Source organism: Candidatus Kurthia intestinigallinarum (assembly GCF_003991225.1).
GTDB lineage: Bacteria > Bacillota > Bacilli > Bacillales_A > Planococcaceae > Kurthia > Kurthia populi.
The window spans coordinates 1-1759 of record NZ_JTFC01000212.1; the positions used below are offsets into that span (position 1 = coordinate 1).

Sequence of the window (1759 nt, forward strand, 5' to 3'; positions counted from 1 at the left end):
GCCGTATTCTAAAACGGCTTGGTAGATAAAGATGGATGGGAATTGTAAACTTCTTTCGATTAAAGCTTCTTTAATATCTAAAATGATTTTTCTTGATGAATTGGTTAAAAGCCTTTTCATTAAGGGCACCATATCTCTTGATAAAGCACCTTCTTTATTTGTAGAAAATAGCCACATATCGATTGTCCATTCGGTGTCTTGTTCTTTATAAACAAGCTTGAAATAATGACCGTTAAAATCCGTTTTTGAATAATCATGATACTTTAATTCCATTACATTTGGATTTGCTACAAGCGGTGCTAGTTCTTGCATAATGCGATCAGGATGAATTTCGTCACAGAATGTTTCAAAGTCAATATCTGGCGAAACAATAAGATCATAGGCTGCGGCACCGACAAGATGACAGGTACCGATTTTACTCCATTTCTCGATAAGTTGTAACTCTTGAATAATTTTTTTAGCTTGCTGCTTTTTGTGAAGAGCTCTTTGTAAACTGCTCATTTGTGTCCTTCTCTCTAATTTTAAGTGACATTATAGAATACTAAAAATTTAGAAAATAATCAACCTATATTTTGCCCACACTACCTCTTCATCACAAGCAAAAGACGCTTTGTGTGAAGGGGTACGTGTCGCTTTGGCATTAAACGCTCCGATAATCACTCGCTGTAAGTGCCTAACAGCGAGTAGATTCCTGTATCGTTTACGGCTAGGCCGCCATACCAAACGAGGCGAAGATCAACATCTAATACAAAAGACAAATCGGAAGTGACTGTCACGGCAGTCACTTTTATTGTGCCCATTTTTTCGATTTCTTTCGCCATACGCCCAAGCAATAAGATCATTTGCTTGGGCTTTGCCATTTGCGTTCAACTTGCGGCAAGCAGCGTGGCAGATTCTGCCTACCACACTGCTATCCGAGTTTCACCTCAAAAAGCAAGGACCGTCAAAATTTTTTGTTTAAACATGCTTACGCTACAAAAAATTTTGAGCTATCGCTAAGGCGATTCCTTGCTTTTTGATTGCTGCAAATAGCTGCATGGCATAGCCAAGAAATCGGAAAAAATTCAGCCTTCCGACTTCGGGATTGCGGCTAAAGCAATCAAAAAAATCTAAGGAGGAAACACCATGACAAACCCTACTAACCAGTCGTTAGAGCCGATTTATGAGATTGTAAAAATTAAAGCCGAGCGTCGTAAACTGCCAAAGAAATATTTGTCGGAAAACCTTACAGATTATACAGTTCGTAGCCCTCAAGATTTTGCCAATATAGCGATGAAATTTATTGGTGACGAGGATAGAGAAATCTTTTTAGTCGCTTGTTTATCAACCAAAAATCAAATTCAATCTTTGCACCGTTGTCATATCGGTTCTTTAAATGCAAGCATCGTAACACCACGTGAAGTGTTTAAAACAGCATTCTTACAAAATGCGGCTTCGATAATTGTTGGGCATAATCATCCTTCTGGAAATTGTACACCAAGCCCCGAGGATATTGATGTTACCGAGCGTTTAAAGGAGGCAGGTGAGCTCTTAGGTGTGGAACTTCTCGACCATTTAATCGTCTGCGAAAATAACTTCCTATCATTAAAAGAAAAAGGATATATGTAATATTGAAAAGGCGCACACTTTGTGCGTCTCTTTTCAATTTATATGAGACAGGGTAAGGGATTGTAAGTGAAAAATCGCGTCGCCTTGTGTGCAAGGCGACGAAATAGGATGTGATCAACATGGAGCAACATACATTTAATAAAGATTTCCT

The 1759-nt window shown here is 38.6% G+C and carries 3 protein-coding genes; 1 reads left to right on the plus strand and 2 read right to left on the minus strand.

Going from position 1 to position 1759, the window contains the following annotated elements:
- Positions 1 to 501, minus strand: a 501-nt coding sequence (locus QI30_RS19905; RefSeq protein WP_148113928.1) for a hypothetical protein, incomplete at its 3' end; no start/stop codon positions are given.
- A 155-nt stretch (positions 502 to 656) separates the two neighbouring features.
- On the minus strand, positions 657 to 860 hold the full coding sequence (locus QI30_RS19910; RefSeq protein WP_126992133.1) for a hypothetical protein: 204 nt from the start codon (positions 858 to 860) through the stop codon (positions 657 to 659).
- A gap of 265 nt (positions 861 to 1125) precedes the next feature.
- Between QI30_RS19910 and QI30_RS19915 the strand changes: the two genes are divergently transcribed.
- Positions 1126 to 1608 carry a JAB domain-containing protein gene (locus QI30_RS19915; protein ID WP_126992148.1) on the plus strand — a complete coding sequence of 161 codons (483 nt, stop codon included), beginning with the start codon at positions 1126 to 1128 and terminating at the stop codon, positions 1606 to 1608.
- The last annotated feature ends 151 nt before the right edge of the window (positions 1609 to 1759 follow it).